Below are 21687 nucleotides of genomic sequence, written 5' to 3'. Positions count from 1 at the left end.
CGACAGGCTCAGGGACCTCAGTTGCGCGGGCTCACGCGGGTCCCGGTCCCTTCGACAAGCTCAGGGACCTGTGCTGCGCGGCCTCGCGCGGGTCCCGGTCCCTTCGACAGGCTCAGGGACCTGCGCTGCGCGGGCTCACGCGGGTCCCGGTCCCTTCGACAAGCTCAGGGACCTGTGCTGCGCGGCCTCGCACGGGTCCCGGTCCCTTCGACAGGCTCAGGGACCTCAGTTGCGCGGGCTCACGCGGGTCCCGGTCCCTTCGACAAGCTCAGGGACCTGTGCTGCACGGGTCCCGGTCCCTTCGACAGGCTCAGGGACCTGCGCTGCGCGGCCTCGCCCGGGTCCCGGTCCCTTCGACAGGCTCAGGGACCTGTGCTGCGCGGGTCCCGGTTCCTTCGACAAGCTCAGGGACCTGTGCTGCACGGGTCTCGGTCCCTTCGACCAGCTCAGGGACCTGTGCACCCCGTGGGGTCAGAGCTGGGCGAGCACGTTCAGCCGCAGCTGCGCGATCACCGCGACGACGACGAACGCCACGATCGTCATGAGCGGCACCCACGCCATGAGGCGGTCGGCGACCTCGCGCACGCGCTCTCGCGGGATCACACCCTCGCGCAGCACGTGCAGCGTCACCACGAAGAACGACGGGATCACCACCGACCACGTCACCATGCACCACGGGCAGAGGGTCGCCAGCACGAACAGGCTCTGCGAGATCAGCCAGATGACGAAGCTGATCGCGAAGACGAAGCCCAGCCAGAACAGCACCCAGAACCACCGGGCGAAGCGGGCGCCGGCCAGCAGCGCCATGCCGACCACGATCGGAGCGATCCACGCGCCGAGGCCGATGATCGGGTTGGGGAAGCCGAACACGCTGCCCTGGGCCGACTGCAGGTTGGCCGAGCACTGCACGAGCACGCTGAAGTCGCAGGATGCCGCGGTGCCGGGGTTCTGCAGTTGGGCGAAGCGTTCCATCGTGAGCGAGAAGGCCGCCCACCACCCGACGACGCCCGCGAAGATCAGCCAGATCGCGACGACGACCGGACGACGGGGAGTGACGGTTTCGCTCATGGGGGCGATTCTTGCACCGCCCCGCTATGCAGTCGCTTTGAACGCGCCTGGCCGTCGCGACGCGCCCGCGAGACCGGCAGAAGGCTTCTCGTGGGCGAACGCGGCGGTTCGTGCGATAATGAAGGCTGATGTGACCGCGGCCGCGCCGCAGGAACATCACCCAGAAGACTTCGGGCGATGACCGCCCTTCGCAGCACGAGCCGCAGGCCGGCTGCAGACCGAGTGAGTTCGCGGCCCCGCCGGGTGCGGCGCCGCATGAGATTTCGTCGGGCGACGCGCGGTGTCGCCCGCCAGGGAGTACCTCCGCATGGCTGATGTGACCGACGATCAGAACCCCACCGACGACACGCCCCCCACGTCCGCGTCCGACGTGACTGCCCCCGATCTCGCGGCCCCTGCGGTCGACGAAGAAGAGGCCGCGGTTCAGGATGCCGAAGACGCGGCGTCGACCGACACCGAGGCCCCCGCGGTGCTCGACGAGGCCGCCGCGGCGTCCGAGGACGACGCGAGCGCGCCCGCCGAGGCTCCCTCCGACGAGGTGCCCGCCGAGGCCCCTGTCGACGAGGCCCCCGCCGAGGCCCCGGCTGACGAGGCTTCCGCTGCCGACACTCCGGTCGAGGCCCCCGCCGAGGCAGCGGCCGACGAGGCGACTCCGGCTGCCACAACCGAGCACACGGCACCCGAGGCCGACGCGACGGCCGAGGCGCCGGCATCCGCCCCCGAGCCCGAGGCAACCTCCGAGCCCCAGGCGGCCCCCGAGCCCACGGCCCCCGCCGAGCCCGAGAAGCCCGCGCGCCCGACCGCCGTCTCGCTCGGACTGCTCCCCGAGAACTTCGTCTCCGCCGTCTCGACGGCCCTGCACTTCTACGCCCCCGAGCTGCCGCCGCTTCCCGTGCGCGACGACTCGTGGGACCGCGACGACCGCGACGACGACGCCCCCGCTGAGCGCGGCTCCGCCAACGCGCGTCGCCGCAACCGCCGCCGCGGGGGAGTGGGCACCGGTTCCGACGAGGTCGTCGAGGCCCCGGCTCCGCCCGTGCGCCAGCGCGCGGTCGAGGTCATCACCGAGCCGCAGCGCATCAAGGGCTCCACGCGCCTCGAAGCCAAGAAGCAGCGTCGCCGCGACGGTCGCGAGGCCGGTCGCCGTCGCCCCGTCGTGACCGAGGCCGAGTTCCTCGCCCGCCGCGAGGCCGTCGACCGCGTCATGGTCGTGCGCTCCAAGGCCGGTCGCATCCAGATCGCCGTCCTCGAAGACAACGTGCTCGTCGAGCACTACGTCGCGCGCAACCAGGACGCCTCGCTCATCGGCAACGTGTACCTGGGCCGCGTGCAGAACGTGCTGCCGAGCATGGAGGCCGCGTTCGTCGACATCGGTCGCGGCCGCAACGCCGTGCTGTACTCCGGCGAGGTCGACTGGGACGGCGTCGAGACCAACAACCAGCCGCGTCGCATCGAGCTCGCCCTCAAGTCGGGCGACCGCGTGCTCGTGCAGGTCACCAAGGACCCCGTGGGTCACAAGGGTGCTCGCCTGACGAGCCAGATCTCGCTGCCCGGCCGCTACCTGGTCTACGTGCCCAACGGCACGATGAACGGCATCTCGCGCAAGCTCCCCGACACCGAGCGCGCGCGCCTGAAGAAGATCCTCAAGGAGGTGCTCCCCGAGTCGTCGGGCGTGATCGTGCGCACCGCCGCCGAGGGCGCCACCGAAGAGCAGCTGACCCTCGACGTCCAGCGCCTCACCGCGCAGTGGGAGCACGTCTCGAGCCAGATCAAGACCATCCAGGCTCCGGCCCTGCTGCACTCCGAGCCCGACCTCCTGGTCAAGATCGTCCGCGACGTCTTCAACGAGGACTTCACGCGCATGCTCATCCAGGGCGACGAGGCGCTGCAGACGATCTCGTCGTACCTCCAGGGCGTCGCCCCCGACCTGCTCGAGCGGGTCGAGAAGTACGAAGGCGAGCAGGACCCGTTCGACGCGTTCCGCGTGACCGAGCAGATCGAGAAGGCCCTCGACCGCAAGGTCTGGCTGCCCTCGGGCGGCTCGCTCGTGATCGACCGCACCGAGGCCATGACGGTCGTCGACGTCAACACCGGCAAGTTCGTCGGCTCGGGCGGAAACCTCGAAGAGACCGTCACCAAGAACAACCTCGAAGCGGCCGAAGAGATCGTGCGCCAGCTGCGCCTGCGCGACATCGGCGGCATCATCGTCGTCGACTTCATCGACATGGTGCTCGAGTCCAACCGCGACCTCGTGCTGCGCCGCCTCATCGAGTGCCTGAGCCGTGACCGCACGAAGCACCAGGTCGCCGAGGTCACCTCGCTCGGTCTGGTGCAGATGACCCGCAAGAAGCTCGGCCTCGGCCTTCTCGAGACCTTCAGCGAGGCGTGCGAGGTCTGCGCCGGCCGTGGCGTCGTCGTGCACCACGATCCCGTGGTCAAGCACCGTCCCGCGGGCTCGTCGTCCAACGGCGGCGGCAACGCCAACGGCGGTTCGTCGAACCGTCGCGGCCGCGGCGGCAACGGCCCCTCGAACGGCAACAACGGAAACGGCGGTGGCAACGCTCCGGCGCAGAACACCGGCGCAGCGGCGGCCCCGGCCGGCGGCACGCACACCATCACCGAGGGCGTGAAGTCGGCGCTGGCGCAGATCGCGGCATCCACGGTCAAGCCCACCCTCGACGATCCCGCCGTGGTCGAGGCGGCGGTCGTCGCGTCCGTCGAAGCCGTGCTCGAGGCGAAGAGCGATTCCGCCGCCGAGGCCCCGGCCCCGGCGCGCGAGAAGCGTCCGCGCAAGAAGCGCGAGCCCAAGGCTCCCCGCACCGAGAAGGACGCCCTGCTGGAGTCCGTGCTCGAGGCGCTTCCCGAGCCCAAGGCCCCCGGTCAGGGACGCTCGCGTCGTCGCGTGACCACCGCGGCCCTCACGGGTACGCCGGTCAACGCGCAGCCGACCACCGAGGCCTGAGCCCGCTTCTCCCGTGAGGGGTCGCTCTCCGTCGCCGAGCATCGCTCGGGCGAGGGCGAGCGGCCCCTCACGCGCAGGAGGAGGGGGACGGATGCCGAGGGGCCCGGCGGGCCGTCAGAACGCCGACAGTCGGCCGTCAGGCGCCGGGGCGGCGCTCTCGTGCCGTGATCCGCAGACCCGAGGCGCGCAGACGGCGCACGAGCTCCTTGCCGCCCACGTGCTCCGCGCCCGCGGCGACGAGGTCGGCGTGCCGCTCGTCGGGCACGTCGTAGTGGTCGAGGTCGAAGGCGCGGCGGGGAATGCCGGCGGCGGAGGCGAAGGCGTGCAGCTCGGCGAGATCGCTGTCGCTGACCAGGTGCGCCCACAGTCGACCGTGTGCGGGCCACTGCGGGTCGTCGATGAGGATCGCCATCCCGCGATCCTACGGTCGACACGCGGGCGGATGCTTTTGCCGGATGCCCTCCGGTGAGCTAAACTCGACCCTTGGTGCGTCGCGTCCGCTCTGTACGAGCGAGACCCCGCTGACTTTCGTCGGCCGGATCGCACCGAGACTTGGGTCATCAGACCCTCCCGACGTCATCAGACAACCGGAGCCCCGCGGCTCCCGAACGAAACAGGTGTGAAGTGGTTTACGCAGTTGTGCGCGCCGGCGGCCGCCAGGAGAAGGTCCAGGTCGGCACCATCGTCGTGCTCGACCGCCAGAAGGCGAAGATCGGCGAGAGCATCCAGCTGCCCGCCGTCCTGTTCGTCGACGGCGACGCGGTCACGACCGACGCCGACAAGCTCGCGAAGGTCTCGGTCACGGCCGAGGTGCTCGGCGAGGAGCGCGGTCCGAAGATCGTGATCCAGAAGTTCAAGAACAAGACCGGCTACAAGAAGCGCCAGGGCCACCGTCAGGACCTCACGCGCGTCAAGATCACCGGCATCAAGTAAGAGCCAGGAGACGCAGAGATGGCACACAAAAAGGGCGCAAGCTCCACCCGTAACGGTCGTGATTCCAACGCACAGCGCCTCGGCGTGAAGCGTTTCGGCGGCCAGGTCGTCCTCGCCGGCGAGATCATCGTCCGCCAGCGCGGCACGCACTTCCACCCCGGCGCCAACGTCGGCCGTGGTGGCGACGACACGCTGTTCGCTCTGGCCCCCGGTGCGGTCCAGTTCGGCGCGAAGGGCGGCCGCAAGGTCGTCAACATCGTCACCGCTGCAGCGGAGTAATCCACAGCGCTTCGGCGCTCCAGAGGGGGTGGGCTCAGCCCGCCCCCTCTTCTCGTTTTTCACGTCGGCATCGCCCGACCCTTCCCGGAAGGACCCGCCATGGTCACCTTCGTCGACCGCGTGACCCTGCACCTGCGTGCAGGAAAGGGCGGCAACGGCTGCGTCTCGGTGCGCCGTGAGAAGTTCAAGCCGCTGGCCGGTCCCGACGGAGGCAACGGCGGCAGCGGCGGCGACGTCGTTCTCGTCGCCGACCCGCAGACGACCACGCTGCTGTCGTACCACCACTCGCCGCACCGCTCCGCAGGCAACGGCGGATTCGGCATGGGCGATCACCGCTCGGGCGCCCTCGGTGAAGACCAGGAGCTGCCCGTTCCGCTGGGCACCGTCGTGAAAGACGTCGACGGCAACGTGCTCGTCGACATGATCGCCCCGGGTATGCGTTTCGTCGCCGCCCCGGGCGGCCTCGGCGGGCTCGGCAACGCGGCCCTGTCCTCTCCCAAGCGCAAGGCTCCCGGCTTCGCGCTGCTGGGCACCCCCGGCTACGAGGGCGACGTCGTCCTCGAGCTCAAGACCGTCGCCGACGTGGCCCTGGTCGGGTTCCCCTCGGCCGGCAAGTCGAGCCTCATCGCCGCCGTGTCGGCGGCGCGGCCCAAGATCGCCGACTACCCGTTCACCACGCTGCATCCCAACCTCGGTGTCGTGCAGGCCGGCGACGCGCGCTTCACGATCGCCGACGTGCCCGGCCTCATCGAGGGCGCGAGCGAGGGCAAGGGCCTCGGGCTGGAGTTCCTCCGCCACGTCGAGCGCTGCACGGCCCTCGTGCACGTGCTCGACTGCGCCACCCTCGACCCCGGCCGCGACCCGCTGAGCGATCTCGACATCATCCTCGCCGAGCTCGCCGCGTACCCCGTGCCCGAGGGCCAGGTACCCCTGCTCGAGCGCCCGCAGATCATCGCCCTCAACAAGGTCGACGTTCCCGAGGCGCACGAGCTCGCCGACTTCGTGCGCCCCGATCTCGAGGCCCGCGGCTTCCGCGTGTTCGAGATCTCGACTGTCAGTCGCTCGGGCCTGCGCGAACTGACCTTCGCCCTGGGCGAGCTCGTCGAGCAGCACCGCCTGGCCACGATCGCCGAGGCTCCCGCCGAGCGCGTCGTCATCCGCCCGCGCGGCGCCCAGAAGGACTTCGAGATCAAGGTCGAGGGCGGCACGTACGGCCCGGTGTACCGGATCCTCGGCGACAAGCCGGTCAAGTGGGTGCAGCAGACCGACTTCCAGAACGAAGAGGCCGTCGGCTACCTCGCCGATCGTCTCGCGCGCCTCGGCGTCGAAGACGGACTGTTCCGCGCCGGCGCGGTCGCGGGTGCGACCGTCGTCATCGGCCCCGGAGACGGCATCGTCTTCGACTGGGAGCCCACGCTCACCTCGGCCGCCGAGCTGATGACCGCTCCCCGCGGCACCGACCCGCGTCTGGTGCAGAACCCGCGTCGCACCTCGTCGGAGCGTCGCGAGCAGTACCACGAGCGCATGGATGCCAAGGCCGACGCCCGCGCCGAGCTCGAGGCCGAGCGCCGCGCGGCGCGTGCCGTGGGCATCACGCCCGACGGCGACTCGGCGGAGCTGCAGGAAGCGGCATCCGGTACCGAGGACGACCAGCGGTGACCGCGTCGACGCGCGCCGACATCCCCGGCGCCGCCCGCGTCGTGGTGAAGGTCGGTTCGTCGTCGATCAGCGGCGACGGTGCGCACCGCATCGACACGATCGTCGAGGCCCTCTCGCGCGCGCATGCGGCGGGGACCGAGGTCGTGCTCGTGTCGTCGGGTGCCATCGCCACCGCTCTGCCGCTGCTCGATCTGGGCGGGCGTCCGAACGACCTCGCCACGCAGCAGGCCGCCGCGGCGGTGGGGCAGAACGTGCTCATGTGGCGCTATCAGACCTCGCTCGATCGCTTCGGGCTCCTCGCCGGTCAGGTGCTGCTGACCGCGGGCGACCTCGAGAACGCCACCCACCGCTCCAACGCCCGTCGGGCCATGGAGCGTCTGCTGGGCCTCGGCATCCTCCCGATCGTCAACGAGAACGACACCGTCGCGACTCACGAGATCCGCTTCGGCGACAACGACCGCCTCGCGGCCCTCGTCGCCCAGCTGATCGGCGCCGACGCCCTGGTTCTGCTCAGCGACATCGAGACGCTCTTCACGCGTCCGCCGAGCGAAGCGGGCGCGCGTCCGATCGTCGACGTGGCCTGGGGCGACGACCTGTCGGACTTCGAGTTCGGCGCGGGCGTCGTCAACGGCGTGGGCACCGGGGGAGCGGCCACCAAGGCCTCCGCGGCCAAGCTCGCCTCCACCGCCGGCGTGGGAGTGCTGGTCACCAGCGCCGACCTCGTCGCCTCGGCCCTCGCGGGCGAGCAGGTGGGCACCTGGTTCGCCCCCAACCCCGACCCGGTGACCCTGGCAACGGGCCCCGTGGGCGCTGTGGGCGCGCCGGTACACTGAGCGCATGTCCGTGATCGCCGCTTCCGTCGACGAGCGCCTGCGTCTGGCGAAAGACGCCGCGCGCGAGATCGGGCTGCTCGACTCCGCACGCAAGAGCGCGGTGCTGCGCGCCGTCGCCGACGCCGTCGAGGCCGCGACCGACGAGATCGTCGCCGCGAACGCCGAAGACCTCGAGCGAGGGCGGGCGGATGCCATCGGCGAGGCCCTCCTCGACCGCCTGCGCCTCGACGCGGGGCGCGTAGCGGCCCTCGCCGCGGCGGTGCGCGACGTCGCCGACCTGCCCGACCCCGTCGGACGCGTGCTCGACACCCGCACCCTGCCCAACGGCCTCGCGCTGCAGAAGGTTGCGGTGCCGTTCGGCGTCGTCGGTTCGATCTACGAGGCGCGTCCCAACGTCACGGTCGACATCGCCTCCCTCGCCCTGCGCTCCGGCAACGCCGTCGTCTTGCGCGGCGGCTCGGCGGCCCAGGCCAGCAACGCCACCCTCGTGCGCGTCATGCGCGATGCGCTGAGCGCCCAGGGGGTCGATCCAGAGGCGATCCAGAGCGTCGACGATTTCGGCCGCGACGGCGCCCGCGCGCTGATGAACGCCCGCGGGCTCGTCGACGTGCTGGTGCCCCGCGGCAGCGCGGGTCTCATCGAGACCGTCGTGACCGAGTCGACCGTGCCGGTGATCGAGACCGGAGCCGGTGTCGTGCACATCGTCGTCGACGCCTCCGCGCGCGCCGACTGGGCGCGCGACATCGTGCTGAACGCCAAGACGCAGCGCCCGAGCGTGTGCAACGCCGTCGAGACGGTGCTCGTGCACCGCGACGCGGCCGACCGTCTGCTGCCCGAGCTCTTGGCATCCGTGATCGACGCCGGCGTCACCGTGCACGGCGACGAGACCACTCGCGCGACCGACTCGCGCGTCGTGCCGGCCAGCGACGACGACTGGGCGCGCGAATACGGAACCCTCGACCTCGCCGTGCGCGTCGTCGACGACCTCGACGAGGCCCTCGCCCACATCCGCCGCTACTCGACCCAGCACACCGAGTCGATCATCACCGACGACCAGAGCGCCGCCGATCGCTTCCTCGCCGAGGTCGACTCGGCCGTCGTGCTGGTGAACGCCTCGACGCGTTTCACCGACGGCGGGGAGTTCGGCTTCGGCGCCGAGGTCGGCATCTCGACCCAGAAACTCCATGCCCGCGGCCCCATGGGGCTCGCCGAACTGACGAGCACCAAGTGGCTCGGGCGCGGCGGCGGCCAGGTCCGCGCCTGACCGCCTAAAATGACAATGCGCTCTGCGCAGACACTTCGAACGGAGCACTGATGACTTTCGTGTCACTTCTCGCCCAGGTCGCCGAACAGGCCGGACACCACGAGGGCGGCAACGTGCAGGCCACGACCTTCTGGTACGGCGCCCTGGCCTTCGTGGTCTTCGTCTGCCTGAGCCTGGTCACCCTGTCGTACCGCAACGTGTCGAACCGTCACGCCCACAAGGCCGAGGCGTACACGAAGAAGCACGGCACGCCCACCCCCGAGGCGCACGGCCACTGAGGCCCGCTGTATGTCGGTGACGCGCGCCCCTCGGATCGGGGTCATGGGTGGGACGTTCGATCCCATCCATCACGGTCACCTGGTCGCCGCCAGCGAGGTCGCCCAGTCATTCGATCTCGATGAGGTCGTCTTCGTTCCCACGGGTCGCCCGTGGCAGAAAGACGACGTCACCGAGAGCGAGCACCGCTACCTCATGACGGTGATCGCGACGGCATCCAACCCGCAGTTCACCGTGAGCCGCGTCGACATCGACCGCGCCGGCCCGACGTACACGATCGACACGCTGCGCGACCTGCAAGACCAGCGGCCCGGTGCCGAGTTGTTCTTCATCACCGGCGCCGACGCGGTGGCCCAGATCCTGAGCTGGCGCAACCACCAGGAGCTGTGGGACCTCGCGCACTTCGTCGCCGTCTCGCGCCCCGGTCACGTGCTGACCACCGAGGGCCTCCCGTCGCAGAATGTGAGCCAGCTGGAGATTCCGGCGCTGTCGATCTCGTCCACCGACTGCCGCGCCCGTGTGCGCCGAGGACACCCCGTGTGGTACCTCGTGCCCGACGGCGTCGTGCAGTACATCGCGAAGCACCACCTCTACCGGAGCAAGCCATGAGCACGTCCGAGAACCCCGAGACCCCGCCCCTGACCCGTCGTCAGCTGCGTGAGCTCCGCCAGACCGGCGCGACGCCCATCATCGTCCCGCAGCCCGAGGGCGAGACCCCGGATGCCGCGGCCGTCGAGCCCGCGACCCCGACGACCCCCATCGACGAGGCGTCGACGCCGCACGAGGTCATCGATGCCGTGCCCGAGGGTGAGCAGTCGGCCGACGCCGCCCTCGCGGAGGAGGGTAACGTCGAAGAGGCGCCCGTCGAGGACGCGCCGGTCGAGGAAGCCCCGTCCGACGAGGCTCCGGCCGAGGAAGCACCCTCCGACGAGGCTCCGGCCGACCAGGCTCCGGCCGAGGAGGCCCCGGCCGACACCGCCGACGAGCCCGCGCCCGCCGTGGCCGCCCTCGACGAGCGTCCGGCCGCTGCGGCCTTCCCCCCGGCCTTCGGCTCGCCCTTCTCCGACGACGGCGCCGAGTTCGGCGTCTCGGGTCTCACCCGCCGCCAGGTGCGCGAGCAGGAGAAGATCCGTACGGCCGCCGTACCGATCATCAGCTCCGATCTCGAGCGGTCGCAGCCCGCGGCTCCGGCCCCGGCTCCCCGCGCCGACGATGCGCCGGTGCTCCCCGCGATCTTCCGCCCCTCCGCCCCCGAGACCGACGAGACGGCCGTCTCCGAGCCGCAGGGCGCCGCCTCCGTCGTCAATCCGGCGCTGGGCTCCGACCTGCTCGAGGGTGTGACGCCCGACGTCACCCTGCCCGCCTCGTTCGATCAGCTGATCACGCGCGGACCGGGCGGCACGGGCGCCGTCTCGACGCCCAATGCGCTGATCCTCTCGCAGACCCCGACCGGCGTGCCGCTGGTCGGCCCGATGACCGGCACCGGCGAGATCATGATCACCGGTTCGTTCGACCTTCCGGCGGGCCTCGGCTCGGTCGGGCACGCCCCCGGCACGACCGACGGCCATGACGCCGACGCCGTGCTTCTCGACGGCGAGCTTCCGCCCGCCTCGTCGCCCACGCCGATCGCCGCGAGTGCGGCCATCAGCACCGTCAAGCAACCCGGCGAGATCATTCGCCCCCCGGCGCCCGAGAAGGGGAGCAAGCTCCTCCTCGTGCTCGTCATCACGACGGGCATCCTCGCGCTGGGAGTGGTCGTGGCCCTCGGCCTCGCCATCACGACAGGAGTCTTCCGATGACAGCCACCGACAACGGCCGCGAGATGGCGCAGATCGCCGCCATCGCCGCCGACGCGAAGGGCGGCGACGACATCGTCGCGCTCGACGTGTCGGAGCCTCTTCCCCTCGTCGACATCTTCCTTCTCATCACCGGTCGCAACGAGCGCAACGTCGCCGCGATCGCCGACGAGATCGAAGAGAAGCTCCTCGAGTCGGGCCACAAGCGCCTGCGCCGCGAGGGCCGACAGGAGTCCCGCTGGGTGCTTCTCGACTTCGGCGACCTCGTCGTGCACGTCTTCCACGAGGAGGAGCGCGTGTACTACGGCCTCGAGCGCCTCTGGAAGGACTGCCCGGTCGTTCCGATCGAGCTGCCCACGCCGGCCAACGCCGCCGACTGAGCTGCGCGCCTTCGACGCCCTCTGCCCGCTCGGGCAGGGGGCGTTCTGGCGTGTGCCCGGGTCAGCCGTACCGTTCACGATAGCGCCGCTCCGCCGCCGGGTGCAGCGCGAGGGGCGCGGTGTCGATCAGGCTCGCCGGCGTCAGGTATTGGATGCCGAGGGCATCGGCGGGCACGAGCGCCGGGGCGTCGTCGATGAGCGCGTCAACGAGCGCGCGCACGAGGTCGTCGGCGAGGTCGCTGCGCGCGAGCAGCAGGTTGGCGACGCCGATCGTGGGGACAGCGCGCTTGGCGTCGTAGACACCCGCCGGAATCGTCGTCGCCGCGTACACCTCGGGGTACGCGCGGGCGAGACCGTCGAGGGCGGGGGTGGTGTCGATCACGGTGATCGGCACCCGGGTCGCGAGGTCGGCGATCTGCGGGGTGGGAACACCGCCCGACCAGAACAGCGCGTCAATCGTGCCGGCCGCGAGGTCGTCCACCGCTTCGCGGAACGTGCGCTCGACGACGCGGGGCGGCGTGGCCGAACCGGCCAGCCCCGACACCTCGAGCACACGACGCGCGGTGGCCGCCGCCCCCGATCCCGGTGCCCCGAGAGACACCGTCCGCCCCGCGAGGTCGTCGAGGTTCCGGATGCCGCCGTCGGCACGCACCACGCACTGCAGGTAGTTCTGGTAGACGCGCCCGATGGCCACGACGTCGGCGGCGGGATCCGCGGCCGCCGCGGAATCCACCAGCGACAGCGCGAGGTCGACGTGTCGCGCGGCGAGCAGAGCGAGGTTGTCGACGCTGCCCTCGGTGGGCAACGGTGAGATGCGCAGGCGGGTCGACGAGCTCGTGGCATCCGCCAGCAACTCTCCGAACTGCAGGTAGCTTCCGCCCGCTTCGCCGCAGCCCAGCACCAGGGGAGGGGCGGCGGTGGGGACGCACCCGGAGAGCACGGCCGTCGATCCGGCGAGCAGAGCCCACGCGAGCGCCTCACGGCGCGTCAGGGCCGTCATCGGTGCTCCCAGACGAGACGCGCCGCGAGACCGCCCGCAGCCGCCCGTGAGAGGTCGAGCCGGCCGCCCGCGGCGCGCATGAGCTGCGCCACGATCGCCAGACCCAGGCCGGTGCCCGGGCGCGAGGGCTGCGCGGTGCTCCTCCAGAAGCGCGTGCCCATGCGCTCGAGGTCGGCATCGGTCAGGCGCGTGCCCGAATCCTCCACGACGAGCTCGACCCCCGCGGCATCCGGAACGAAGTGCACCCACACCTCGGCACCGGCCCCGGCGTACTTCGCGGCGTTGTCGAGCAGCACGTCGACCATCTCCTCGAGATCCGCCTGCGCGCACGGGGCGGTCACGAGCGCGTCGTCGTCCGCGTGAAGGGTCAGCCCCGCGTCGGTGAGGCGCCGGCGGTGCCGGTCGGCGAGGCTCGCGGCCGACACCGTGCACTCGCGCACGACGCCGTCGTCGCGTGCGGCGTCGAATCCGTGGCTGCGCGCTGAGGCGCGGTGCTCGGCGTTCGCGAGGGTCAGCATACGCTCGACCGTGTGCTCGAGGCGGTCGAGGTCGTCGTCGACCGCGGAGAGGTCATCGGCGGCGTCGCCCTCGCGCGGAAGACCGTCGACGCGCAAACGGATCGCGGCGAGCGGCGTGCGCAGCTGGTGCGAGGCGTCGGCGACGAATCCGCGCTGTTGTTCAAGGCTGCTCTCGACCTCGGCCGTCATGGCGTCGAACGCCCGGCTCAGCCGGCGCAGCTCGGGCGGACCCATCGGGGGCAGGGGAGTGGGGTCGCGGTGGGCGGTGAGCGCGGCGACGGCGGAATCCAGCGCGCGCACGGGACGCAGGACCCATCGGGTCCACAGCAGCGAGGCGCCCATGAGCGCGGCCAGCAGCAGCAGGCCGATCACCCCGACGACCACCCACGCCCATGTCACCTCGGCCTTGGCCGCGGTCAGGTCGACCTCGAGCACGACCACGCCCGTCGACAGGTCGCCCGCCGCGATCACCGGCACGGCAACGAGCGCCGTAGAGGGCGCCCACGGGGTGACCCGCGGCAGGTCGAGCTGGGGGATCGCGCGCGCGGCGGCGCCGACGATGCCCGAGACGCGGTCGTCGGGCACGAGGGTCCCTGCCGCCGCGACCGGCACGCCGCGGTCGTCGAGCACCATCACCGACTCGCCGTACACCGCGTGGAAGCGATCCAGGTAGGTCTGCAGCGACGCGGCCTGGTTCTGCACGAGCGCCGTGCGCGCCCGCTGCACGACCTGGTCGAGCGCGGCGCTGCGTTGCAGCGACACCTGCTGCGTACGCGAGTCGGCGATGGACTGCGCCACCGGGATGAGCACCGCGATCACGGCGATGAGGCCGAACACCAGCAGCGGCAGGAGCACGCGAAGTCTCACGCGGCGTCCTCGAGGCGGTAGCCGAAGCCGCGGATGGTCGTGATCGTGACCTCGGGCACCTTCTGCCGCACCTGACCCAGATGCACGTCGAACGAGCGCGACGACGCCGCGTAGGCATCGCCCCAGACCTCGTCGAGGATGAGGCGGCGGCTCACCGCCTGTCCTGCCCGACGGGCGAGGGCGAGCAGGATGCCGAACTCGTTGGGCGTCAGCGCCACCTCGCGCCCACCGACCTGCACGCGGTGCGCATCCACGTCGATGTCGACGGGACCTGCCTGCACGCGCGTGGGCTCGTCGGGAGGGCTGTAGCGCCGCGTGACGGCGATGAGACGGGCGAGGAGCTCGTGCAGGCGAACGGGTTTGACGAGGTAGTCGTCGGCGCCGAGCGACAGCGCCCGCACCGTCGAGCGCTCATCTCCGCGGGCCGTCACCACGATCACGGGGATGGCGGTCACCTCGCGCAGCTGGCGCAGGGCGTCGAGGCCGTCCATGTCCTCGAGCCCGAGGTCGAGCAGCACGACGTGGGCGTCGCGGTGGCGCAGCAGCACGTCGCTGCCACGGGAGACGCGGGTGCACGTGTGACCCGCGCGCGTGAGCGCCGAGACCAGCGCTGCGGCGACGGAGCCGTCGTCCTCGGCTACGAGTACGTGCATCGCACCATCGTAGGCAGACGCACCCTCGGGCTGCGGTCGGGCGGGCCGGGTGGAATGTAAGGCGGATGTAAGGATTCCGGATGCCGCGTCGCCGGTCGACCACGATGGCGGAGACACCCCGCGACGCCGCCGGGATCGCGAGTCGGCGACGCAGGGTTCCAGAACCCTTCGACAGATCGGAACCACGATGTCAACGACGACAACGATCCCCACGAGCATGCGGCGGTCGATCTCGAACACGCTCAAAGGCTCCGCGGGCAACCTCGTGGAGTGGTACGACGTCTACGTCTACTCCGTGTTCGCGGTCTACTTCGAGTCGCAGTTCTTCAGCGCCGACGACAAGAACTCGACCATCTACGTGTGGGCGATCTTCGCCGTCACCTTCCTCATGCGACCGATCGGGTCGTGGTTCTTCGGACGCTTCGCCGACCGGCACGGACGCCGCCTGTCGCTGACGGTGTCGGTGTCGCTGATGGCCTTCTGCTCGCTCGTGATCGCCCTCGCACCGACGGCCCAGGCGATCGGCGCCGGCGCCGTCGTCATCCTCGTGTTCGCGCGTCTCGTTCAGGGCTTCGCCACCGGCGGTGAGTACGGCACGAGCGCGACCTACATGTCGGAGGCCGCGATGCCCGGTCGCCGCGGCTTCCTCTCGTCGTTCCACTACGTCACCCTCGTGGGCGGTCACGTGCTCGCCCAGACGACGCTGCTCGTGATGGTGCTGACCCTCGACGATCAGGCCATCACCGAGTGGGGCTGGCGCGTCGCCTTCGCGATCGGCGGCGTCGCGGCCGTGGCCGTCTTCTGGATGCGACGCACCATGGACGAGTCGCTCGAGAAGAGCGTCATCGCCGACACCAAGGCGGGCAAGACGCAGCAGTCGGGCTCGATGCGCGACCTGTTCGTCAACAACTGGCGTCCGCTGCTGCTGTGCTTCGCCGTGACCGCCGGTGGCACCGTCGCGTTCTACACGTACTCGGTGACCGGGCCCAACATCGTCAAGACGGCCTTCTCGGGCGGCGACGTCGTGACCGGAACCGTGATCAACCTGATCGCGCTGACGGCCCTCATGCTCATGCAGCCCCTCGGCGGGTGGCTGTCCGACAAGGTCGGACGCAAGCGCCTGCTGGTGTTCTTCGGCGTCGGCGGCGTGATCTACACGTGGTTCCTCATCACGATGCTGCCGCAGCAGACGAACGAGTTCGCGGCGTTCGCGATCCTGCTCGGCGGGTTCGTCATCCTCACCGGGTACACCTCGATCAACGCGCTCGTGAAGGCGCAGCTGTTCCCGACCCACGTGCGGGCGCTGGGCGTGGGCCTCGGCTACGCGCTGGCCAACTCGCTCTTCGGCGGCACCGCCCCGCTGCTGTACGCCGGAGCGCAGAGCACCTCTCAGGTGCCGCTGTTCATCGTCTACGTCACGGCGATCATCGCCGCCTCGCTGCTGGTGTACATCTTCGCCCTGCGCAACAAGGCGCCGAACTGGCTCGACGACGAATTGCTCATGCGCGAGACGCACGCAGCGAAGTCCCGCGAGACGGTGTCGTCCCGCTGACACGTCCCCGAGGGGCGCCTTCTCCGTCGAGGGGAGGCGCCCCTCGCCGTGCGCGTGCCCGGCGAGGCGGTTGTCGAGGGATGCCGCGGTGCCCCGCGCGCGGCGCAATCTCAGCGATCCGCACGATGTCGGTGGCATCCGGCGCCCTCGGGCTGAGGTTGTGCGGATCGCCGAGGTCGTGAGGAAAGGGGAGAGGGGCCCCGCGCGCGGCGCAAACTCAGCGATTCGCGCTTGGTCGGTGGCATCCGGTGCCCTCGGGCTGAGGTCGTGCGAATCACCGAAGTTGTGCGGCCTCGGACGGATGCCGCGGTGCCCCGTGCACGGCGTAACCTCAGCGATCCGCGCAATGTCGGTGGCATCCGGCGCCCTCAGGCTGAGGATGTGCGAATCGCCGAGGTCGTGCGGAAGGGGAGGGATGCCGTGACCTCGGCCGACCGGGAACGCACCGTGCGGGAACGAAGAAAGCCCCCGCCGAAGCGGGGGCTTTCTCTCTGGGTGGACCTGAGGGGACTCGAACCCCTGACCCCCTGCATGCCATGCAGGTGCGCTACCAGCTGCGCCACAGGCCCGTATTTTTTGTTTTCCGCCCCGTTTGAGGCAACTCCATGAGCTTACAACAGAGTTCGCGACGGCAGGAAATCCGCGCCGCCGGGCGTGTCGTCGACCCCCGTGACGGCCGTCAGGATGCGGCCGCGTAGGCGCTGTCCGCGCTCGCTCAGAGCACGCTGTCGCGAGACATACTGCGCCTTGCCCTCGGGCGTCTCGATCGCGACGGGCTCGTAGCCCCAGGCGGTCAGGTCGTAGGGCGAGGCCTCCATGTCGAGGGTGCGGATATCGCGGGCCAGCTCGAACGCATCGAGCAGCGCATCGCCGGGAACCAGCGGTCCGAGCTTGACCGCCCACTTGTAGAGGTCCATGCCGGCGTGCAGGCACCCGGGCTGCTCGCGCTGCGGTTGATCGTCGCGCGTGAGGGGCGATCGGTTCAACGGCACGGCCTCGGGCGTGAAGAACCGGAAGGCATCGAAGTGCGTGCAGCGCAGATCGTGCGCCTCCACCACGGCGTCGGTGCCCGCGCGGCCCAGGCGCAGGGGCACCGCGTGCCGCACCTCGTCGGCGCGATAGGCCATGGCCCATTCGTGCAGGCCGAAGCAGCCGAACTGGCCCGGGCGCTCGCGCGTGGCGCGTAGCAGGTTGACGATGCCGCGGTACATCGCCCCCTTCTCGTCGCGGAAGCGAGCGGCATCCACCCGCACGTCCGCGCCCTCGGCGCGGTACCAGCGCCACTCGGCGCGCTCGGGCGCCTGCTCGAGCGCGACGTCGGCGCCCGGATGCCAGCGCCGCAGGATTGCGGGCTTGTACGAGTAGTACGTGAAGAGGAAGTCCTCGACGGGGTGCTTCTCGGCACGGCTCGCGCGGGCGCGGTGCTCGGCGGTGAGAAGGTCGGCGCGCTCGGCGTGCGCGGTCGCGGCGGCGGTCCACTCCACCCGCGAGAGCGCCGGAGCCTCGAGCAGCAGCGTCACTCCACCGGTTCGATCAGCTCGGGGGAGTCGTTGCGCACGTTGCCGACCGCGGCCGACACGACGTGGTCGTCGAGTGTCTCGGCGACGTCGGGAGCGGCGTCGATCGCGGCGTCGAGGATGTCGCCCACGTTCTCGGTCGTCGGATCGAGCCAGAAGTCGGCGAAGTCGGGGTCCATGAACAGCGGCATGCGGTCGTGGATCGACCCGAGGCGCCCGATCGCGTCGCGCGTGAGGATCGTGCAGCTGAGCACCCAGCGGGCGGGGTCGTCGTCGGCGCGCGCGGGGTCTTTCCACCACTCGTACAGGCCGGCGAAGAACATCGGCGACCCGTCGGCGGGGTGGATGTAGTGCGGCGTCTTGCCGGCCTCGGTCGTCTTCCACTCGTAGTACCCGGATGCCGGGATGATCGCCCGTCGCTTGATCAGCGCGTTGCGGAACATGGGCTTGTCTTCGACCTCTTCGCTGCGCGCGTTGAACGCGCGAGCGCCGATCTTGACGTCTTTGGCCCACCCGGGGACGAGGCCCCAGCGCGCGACCTCGAGGCGCCGCACCGGGGGCTCGCTCTTGATCGAGTCGAGCACGATGCCGACCTGCGAGGTCGGGGCGATGTTGTAGGAGGGCTGGGGCAGCTCATCGGCCTCGACGTCGACGCGGAGCACCCCCACGAGCTCGCTGGCCACATTGGCTACGACGAATCGACCGCACATGCCTCCACCGTACGCGCCACCTCCGACATCGGGCCGCCCGCGCACGTCGGGCGGCCGCGCAGCCTCAGCGATCCGCACATCCTCAGCCGGAGGGCACCGAATGCCGCCGACATCGTGCGAATCGCTGAAGATACGCGGCGCGCCGGGGCCGCGGCATCCGGGGTCACGCGTCGCGCAGCCTCAGCGATCCGCACACCCTCAGCCAGAAGACACCGGATACCACCGACATCGCGCGAATCGCTGAAGATACGCGGCGCGGGGCCGCGGCATCCGGGATCACGCGTCGCGCAGCCTCAGCGATCCGCGCACCCTCAGCCGGAAGGCACCGGATGCCACCGACATTGCGCGAATCGCTGAACATACGCGAAGCGCCGGGCCGCGGCATCCGACATCAGGCGTCGCGCGAGATGACGCCCGTGTTCTGCAGGCGGTCCAGCAGGCCCGCGCCGTCGGACTCGCTCACCCACGGCACCTCGGCCGCGGAGTGATCGTCGACGACGGTGCGGCCACCGGCCAGCACGGCCTCGGCAGGCAGCAGCTTGCGGATCGCGACGGCCGCGACGTTGTCGGGGTGCTCGATCGCGAAGCCGGTGTAGATGGCGTCGTCGTGCTGACCGTCGTCGCCCACCAGCAGCCACTTCACCTGCGGGAACTCCGCGGCGAGGCGGCGCAGGTTCTGCTCCTTGTGGGCGCGTCCGCTGCGGAACCACCGGTCGTGCGTGGGGCCCCAGTCGGTCAGCAGGAACGATCCGGCCGGGAACAGGTGACGGCGCATGAAGCGCGTGAGGGTCGGGGCGACGTTCCACGCACCGGTGGAGAGGTAGATGATCGGGGTCCCGGGATGCTCCCGGGTCAGTCGCTCGAGCATCACGGCCATGCCGGGAACGGGCTGGCGCGCGTGCTCGTCGACCACGAAGGAGTTCCACGCCGCGAGCAGCGGGCGGGGGAGCAGGGTGACCATGACGGTGTCGTCGATGTCGCTGACCACGCCGAAGCGCACGTCGGAGCCGACGATGAACACGCGGGTCTCGGTGGGCTCGCTGCCCTCGACCGACATCGTGATGCTCTGCCACCCGGGCTTCAGCGTCGCGGGGAGCTTGGCGTCGATGACCCCGCCGCGATCGGCGGGGACGTTGTGCTCGACGCCGTCGATCGTCACGGTGACGTGCGCGAAGCCGACCGGAACGGCGGCGAAGCTGCGCCATCCGCGCAGGCTCTCGACGTCGCCGGTCGAGGTGCGGCGGGCCGGCGGGGCGATCAGCACGCGGCCGAGCACGCGCACCCATTCCTCGGTGCCGTACCCGGGGAAGCCCGTCACGCCGGGGCGCAGGCCCCGCGCGCGGGCGCGGCGTTCGCGCCACCGGTGGAACCGGCGCTCGAGTCGGGCGAACCAGAGCACTTTGGCGCGAGGAGAGCGAGGCATCGGCCTCAGTCTTTCACGTCACCGTCCGCAGGTTCGAGGGTGGCGCTCTCGTCGGCGAGGTGTCGGCGCTCGACGCGCTCCAGGATCTTCTTGCCCACGAACACCAGCACGAGGAACGCCGCGAGGATCCCCACGAAGATGTAGCCGGCGTAGTGGATCTGATCGCTCAGCTCGCGGTAGGTGCCGGCGGCGGTCGCCGCGATCGTGACGTAGAGCCCGGCCCAGACGATGCAGGCGGGGGTGGTCCAGGCGAGGAAGCGGCGGTAGCGGTAGCCGCTCATGCCGACCGTCAGCGGCACCAGCGAGTGCAGCACGGGCAGGAAGCGCGAGAGGAAGATGGCCGGACCGCCGCGACGGCGGAGGTAGCGGTCGGCGCGCTCCCAGTTGCGTTCGCCGAGCTTCTGACCGAGCTTCGACGCCCGAATGCGCGGGCCGAAGTAGCGGCCGAGCCAGAACCCGAGGCTCTCACCGGCCAGGGCGCCGATGACGATCGCGGCGGCGAGCACCACGCCTTCGACGGGCGAGGCGACCGCGGTGCCGGCGACGATCACCATCGTGTCGCCGGGGACGATCAGCCCGACGAGCACGCTCGTCTCGAGCATGACCGCGACACCGGCGAGGATCGTGCGCAGCACGGGATCGACGTTCTGGACGACGTCGAGGAGCCACGTGAGGATCTCGTTCACCTCCGTCAGCCTAGGGCCGCGGGCTCGCCCTAGCCTGGGAGCGTGCCAGAATCCGCCTTCCCGTTCGCCCTGCGCGACTGGGTCGATCCCGAAGCGGTGTTCCTGCACCTGTTCTCCACGGCTCCGCACGCGTTCTGGCTCGACGCCGGGGTCGACGCGAGCGCGGGCTGGAGCTGGATGGGCACGGGCGTTCCCGACGCGGCGGAGCAGCCCTTGAGGGCGGATGCCGCGGCATCCGGAACCGTCTCGCACGAAGCGGGGGCCTTCCGCGGCGGATGGGTCGGGTGGCGCTCGTACGAGGGCGACGACGCGTGGATGCGCGTGGATCGCCTGCTCGCGTTCGACCACGAGAACCGGCGCGTGTTCGCGATCGGCGACGAGACCCTGGCTGCGCGGGCCGCCGAGGCCCCACCGGCGGGTGCGGTGCCGACGGCGTCGGCTCGGGGCGCGGCATCCGCCCGCGTGACACCCGAGGGCTACGCCGAACGGATCGAGGCGTGCCGCGAGCGGATCCGCCTCGGCGACGCGTACCAGCTCTGCCTCACCACACGCTTCACCGTTCCCGGGCGCTTCGCAGCGCTCGAGGTGTTCCGCCGGCTGCGCCGCGCCTCGACCTCGCACCACGCGGGCTTCGTGCGCCGCGGCGCCACGGCGCTCGTGAGCGCCTCGCCCGAGCGGTTCGTCGAGGTGCGCGAGGGGCGCGTGCACACGCATCCGATCAAGGGCACGCGTCCGCGCTCAGCCGACGCCGCCGTCGACGCGGCCCTCGCGGAGGAATTGCGGGCGGATGCCAAGGAGCAGGCCGAGAACGTCATGATCGTCGACCTGATGCGCAACGACCTGTCGCGGGTGTGCGCCCCCTCGAGCGTGGGGGTCGACCGCCTGCTCGAAGTGGAGACGTACCCGCACGTGCACCAGCTCGTGAGCGAGGTGTCGGGTGAACTGCTGCCGGGCACGACCGTGGGTGGCCTGCTCGACGCGGTCTTCCCGGCCGGCAGCATGACCGGCGCCCCCAAACAGTCGGCGATGCAGATCCTCGCCGGCCTCGAAGCGGCCCCGCGCGAGGTGTACTCCGGTGCGTTCGGCTGGATCGGCGACGACGGGGCCGCGGATCTCGCGATGGTCATCCGCAGCGTCGTGGTCGAACCGGATGCCGCCTGGGTCGGCGCCGGAGGCGGCATCACGTGGCGCTCGGTCGCGGCATCCGAAGTCGCCGAGGTGGGCATCAAGGCCCGAGCCCCGCTGGCGGCCCTGGGAGCCGAGGTTCCGCCCGGGTGGTGACCCGCGGGTCCGATAGCCTGGAGGTTGGCC

General features: G+C 71.1%; 21 protein-coding genes and 1 tRNA gene. 12 read left to right on the top strand and 10 right to left on the bottom strand.

Going from position 1 to position 21687, the window contains the following annotated elements:
- Positions 1-471: 471 nt before the first annotated feature.
- The gene (locus FS769_RS12210; protein ID WP_144833751.1) at positions 472-1068 is read right to left on the bottom strand and encodes a vitamin K epoxide reductase family protein; all 597 of its coding nucleotides are present in this window, start codon (positions 1066-1068) and stop codon (positions 472-474) included.
- A gap of 307 nt (positions 1069-1375) precedes the next feature.
- Between FS769_RS12210 and FS769_RS12205 the strand changes: the two genes are divergently transcribed.
- Complete coding sequence (locus FS769_RS12205) at positions 1376-4030, top strand: Rne/Rng family ribonuclease (protein ID WP_144833749.1); 2655 nt, start codon at positions 1376-1378, stop codon at positions 4028-4030.
- A gap of 136 nt (positions 4031-4166) precedes the next feature.
- On the opposite strand, the gene FS769_RS12200 is transcribed toward FS769_RS12205, so the two are convergent.
- Positions 4167-4442: a DUF4031 domain-containing protein gene (locus tag FS769_RS12200; RefSeq protein ID WP_144833747.1), complete on the bottom strand. Its 276-nt coding sequence runs from the start codon at positions 4440-4442 to the stop codon at positions 4167-4169.
- 212 nt (positions 4443-4654) lie between these two features.
- On the opposite strand from FS769_RS12200, the gene rplU reads away from it, so the two are divergent.
- The 9 genes from rplU to rsfS all read left to right on the top strand — a co-directional run bounded on the left by rplU (position 4655) and on the right by rsfS (position 11450).
- A complete protein-coding gene (gene rplU, locus FS769_RS12195) occupies positions 4655-4963 on the top strand; it encodes a 50S ribosomal protein L21 (protein WP_138172328.1) in 309 nt (102 codons plus the stop codon).
- Positions 4964-4981: 18 nt separating this feature from the next.
- Complete coding sequence (gene rpmA, locus FS769_RS12190; protein WP_055836932.1) at positions 4982-5242, top strand: 50S ribosomal protein L27; 261 nt, start codon at positions 4982-4984, stop codon at positions 5240-5242.
- A 99-nt stretch (positions 5243-5341) separates the two neighbouring features.
- Positions 5342-6901 (top strand): GTPase ObgE, encoded by a 1560-nt coding sequence (gene obgE, locus FS769_RS12185; protein ID WP_144833745.1) that lies wholly within the window; start codon positions 5342-5344, stop codon positions 6899-6901.
- Positions 6898-7734: a glutamate 5-kinase gene (proB, locus tag FS769_RS12180; RefSeq protein WP_144833743.1), complete on the top strand. Its 837-nt coding sequence runs from the start codon at positions 6898-6900 to the stop codon at positions 7732-7734. Before obgE ends, proB begins: the two co-directional genes overlap by 4 nt.
- Before the next feature lie 4 nt (positions 7735-7738).
- Positions 7739-8998 carry a glutamate-5-semialdehyde dehydrogenase gene (locus tag FS769_RS12175; RefSeq protein WP_144833741.1) on the top strand — a complete coding sequence of 420 codons (1260 nt, stop codon included), beginning with the start codon at positions 7739-7741 and terminating at the stop codon, positions 8996-8998.
- A gap of 50 nt (positions 8999-9048) precedes the next feature.
- Positions 9049-9276 carry a hypothetical protein gene (locus FS769_RS12170; protein WP_144833739.1) on the top strand — a complete coding sequence of 76 codons (228 nt, stop codon included), beginning with the start codon at positions 9049-9051 and terminating at the stop codon, positions 9274-9276.
- 10 nt (positions 9277-9286) lie between these two features.
- On the top strand, positions 9287-9883 hold the full coding sequence (gene nadD / locus FS769_RS12165) for a nicotinate-nucleotide adenylyltransferase (RefSeq protein ID WP_144833737.1): 597 nt from the start codon (positions 9287-9289) through the stop codon (positions 9881-9883).
- Positions 9880-11073 (top strand): hypothetical protein, encoded by a 1194-nt coding sequence (locus FS769_RS16870; protein ID WP_186325535.1) that lies wholly within the window; start codon positions 9880-9882, stop codon positions 11071-11073. Before nadD ends, FS769_RS16870 begins: the two co-directional genes overlap by 4 nt.
- Complete coding sequence (gene rsfS / locus FS769_RS12155) at positions 11070-11450, top strand: ribosome silencing factor (protein WP_144833735.1); 381 nt, start codon at positions 11070-11072, stop codon at positions 11448-11450. Before FS769_RS16870 ends, rsfS begins: the two co-directional genes overlap by 4 nt.
- A gap of 61 nt (positions 11451-11511) precedes the next feature.
- Here rsfS and FS769_RS12150 read toward each other — a convergent pair whose 3' ends face one another.
- Genes FS769_RS12150 through FS769_RS12140 form a run of 3 tightly spaced genes read right to left on the bottom strand, consistent with a single transcriptional unit; the run spans position 11512 to position 14488 of the window.
- Positions 11512-12450, bottom strand: a complete 939-nt coding sequence (locus tag FS769_RS12150; RefSeq protein ID WP_144833733.1) for a TAXI family TRAP transporter solute-binding subunit — start codon at positions 12448-12450, stop codon at positions 11512-11514.
- Positions 12447-13835, bottom strand: a complete 1389-nt coding sequence (locus FS769_RS12145) for a HAMP domain-containing sensor histidine kinase (protein ID WP_144833731.1) — start codon at positions 13833-13835, stop codon at positions 12447-12449. The genes FS769_RS12150 and FS769_RS12145 overlap by 4 nt, the downstream gene beginning before the upstream one ends.
- Positions 13832-14488, bottom strand: a complete 657-nt coding sequence (locus FS769_RS12140; RefSeq protein ID WP_144833729.1) for a response regulator transcription factor — start codon at positions 14486-14488, stop codon at positions 13832-13834. Before FS769_RS12140 ends, FS769_RS12145 begins: the two co-directional genes overlap by 4 nt.
- A gap of 187 nt (positions 14489-14675) precedes the next feature.
- Here FS769_RS12140 and FS769_RS12135 point away from each other — a divergent pair, with 187 nt between their 5' ends.
- On the top strand, positions 14676-16040 hold the full coding sequence (locus tag FS769_RS12135) for an MFS transporter (protein WP_144833727.1): 1365 nt from the start codon (positions 14676-14678) through the stop codon (positions 16038-16040).
- 496 nt (positions 16041-16536) lie between these two features.
- Here FS769_RS12135 and FS769_RS12130 read toward each other — a convergent pair.
- From FS769_RS12130 to FS769_RS12110, 5 genes are all read right to left on the bottom strand, one after another.
- Positions 16537-16609, bottom strand: a tRNA-Ala gene (locus tag FS769_RS12130).
- A 42-nt stretch (positions 16610-16651) separates the two neighbouring features.
- Entirely contained in the window at positions 16652-17560 is a 909-nt protein-coding gene (locus FS769_RS12125; RefSeq protein ID WP_262346213.1) for a 3-methyladenine DNA glycosylase, read from the bottom strand.
- On the bottom strand, positions 17557-18267 hold the full coding sequence (locus tag FS769_RS12120) for an SOS response-associated peptidase (RefSeq protein WP_144833725.1): 711 nt from the start codon (positions 18265-18267) through the stop codon (positions 17557-17559). The genes FS769_RS12125 and FS769_RS12120 overlap by 4 nt, the downstream gene beginning before the upstream one ends.
- 391 nt (positions 18268-18658) lie before the next feature.
- Positions 18659-19690, bottom strand: a complete 1032-nt coding sequence (locus FS769_RS12115) for an App1 family protein (RefSeq protein ID WP_144833723.1) — start codon at positions 19688-19690, stop codon at positions 18659-18661.
- Positions 19691-19695: 5 nt separating this feature from the next.
- Positions 19696-20376 (bottom strand): DedA family protein, encoded by a 681-nt coding sequence (locus FS769_RS12110; protein WP_144833721.1) that lies wholly within the window; start codon positions 20374-20376, stop codon positions 19696-19698.
- Between the two features lie 42 nt (positions 20377-20418).
- Here FS769_RS12110 and FS769_RS12105 point away from each other — a divergent pair, with 42 nt between their 5' ends.
- Entirely contained in the window at positions 20419-21657 is a 1239-nt protein-coding gene (locus FS769_RS12105) for an anthranilate synthase component I family protein (protein ID WP_186325534.1), read from the top strand.
- Positions 21658-21687 lie beyond the last annotated feature (30 nt).

Origin of the sequence: Microbacterium sp. BH-3-3-3, assembly GCF_007679045.1 — a bacterium.
GTDB classification, from domain to species: domain Bacteria; phylum Actinomycetota; class Actinomycetes; order Actinomycetales; family Microbacteriaceae; genus Microbacterium; species Microbacterium algihabitans.
This window is presented reverse-complemented; position numbering and strand designations above follow the sequence as displayed.

Excerpts from the sequence above, each read along its gene's own strand:
- FS769_RS12210 (WP_144833751.1), bottom strand. The coding sequence starts at position 1,068 with ATGAGCGAAACCGTCACTCCCCGTCGTCCGGTCGTCGTCGCGATCTGG.
- FS769_RS12205 (WP_144833749.1), top strand. The coding sequence starts at position 1,376 with ATGGCTGATGTGACCGACGATCAGAACCCCACCGACGACACGCCCCCC.
- FS769_RS12200 (WP_144833747.1), bottom strand. The coding sequence starts at position 4,442 with ATGGCGATCCTCATCGACGACCCGCAGTGGCCCGCACACGGTCGACTG.
- rpmA (WP_055836932.1), top strand. The coding sequence starts at position 4,982 with ATGGCACACAAAAAGGGCGCAAGCTCCACCCGTAACGGTCGTGATTCC.
- obgE (WP_144833745.1), top strand. The coding sequence starts at position 5,342 with ATGGTCACCTTCGTCGACCGCGTGACCCTGCACCTGCGTGCAGGAAAG.
- FS769_RS12175 (WP_144833741.1), top strand. The coding sequence starts at position 7,739 with ATGTCCGTGATCGCCGCTTCCGTCGACGAGCGCCTGCGTCTGGCGAAA.
- FS769_RS12170 (WP_144833739.1), top strand. The coding sequence starts at position 9,049 with ATGACTTTCGTGTCACTTCTCGCCCAGGTCGCCGAACAGGCCGGACAC.
- nadD (WP_144833737.1), top strand. The coding sequence starts at position 9,287 with ATGTCGGTGACGCGCGCCCCTCGGATCGGGGTCATGGGTGGGACGTTC.
- FS769_RS16870 (WP_186325535.1), top strand. The coding sequence starts at position 9,880 with ATGAGCACGTCCGAGAACCCCGAGACCCCGCCCCTGACCCGTCGTCAG.
- rsfS (WP_144833735.1), top strand. The coding sequence starts at position 11,070 with ATGACAGCCACCGACAACGGCCGCGAGATGGCGCAGATCGCCGCCATC.
- FS769_RS12150 (WP_144833733.1), bottom strand. The coding sequence starts at position 12,450 with ATGACGGCCCTGACGCGCCGTGAGGCGCTCGCGTGGGCTCTGCTCGCC.
- FS769_RS12140 (WP_144833729.1), bottom strand. The coding sequence starts at position 14,488 with ATGCACGTACTCGTAGCCGAGGACGACGGCTCCGTCGCCGCAGCGCTG.
- FS769_RS12135 (WP_144833727.1), top strand. The coding sequence starts at position 14,676 with ATGTCAACGACGACAACGATCCCCACGAGCATGCGGCGGTCGATCTCG.
- FS769_RS12120 (WP_144833725.1), bottom strand. The coding sequence starts at position 18,267 with ATGTGCGGTCGATTCGTCGTAGCCAATGTGGCCAGCGAGCTCGTGGGG.
- FS769_RS12115 (WP_144833723.1), bottom strand. The coding sequence starts at position 19,690 with ATGCCTCGCTCTCCTCGCGCCAAAGTGCTCTGGTTCGCCCGACTCGAG.